Below are 514 nucleotides of genomic sequence, written 5' to 3' on the forward strand. Positions count from 1 at the left end.
CATCATCGCTTAGAGGATTGCATTTGCCCTGACTGTCAGGGAGAGCTAAAAGAGATTGGAGCGAGTCTTCAAGGCCAAGAATTAGTCTTTATTCCTGCGCAATTAAAACGCATAGATCATATCCAACACTCTTACAAATGCCAAGCATGCAGTGAGAAAAATCCGAGTGATAAAATTGTGAAAGCTCCTATTCCTAAAGCCCCTTTGGCGCATAGCCTTGGCTCAGCTTCTATTATCGCTCACACCATCCATCAGAAGTTTAATCTGAAGGTCCCCAATTATCGCCAAGAAGAAGATTGGGCTAGGATGGGTTTACCAATCACACGTAAGGAAATCTCTAATTGGCATATCAAGGCGAGTCAATACTATTTGGAGCCCCTCTATAACCTCTTGCGAGAGAGACTATTGACTCAGCCCTTACTTCATGCGGATGAAACTTCTTATAGGGTGCTAGAGAGTGATAGCCATCTGACCTACTATTGGACTTTTTTGTCTGGGAAAGCTGAGAAGCAAG

General features: G+C 43.6%; 1 pseudogene. It reads left to right on the top strand.

The annotated features are described in order from the left end of the window. Positions 1-514 (top strand): annotated as a pseudogene (locus HT708_RS10950) (IS66 family transposase); the annotation flags it as partial.

The organism is Streptococcus sp. 3613, from assembly GCF_013277375.1.
In the GTDB taxonomy this organism is placed as follows: domain Bacteria; phylum Bacillota; class Bacilli; order Lactobacillales; family Streptococcaceae; genus Streptococcus; species Streptococcus pseudopneumoniae.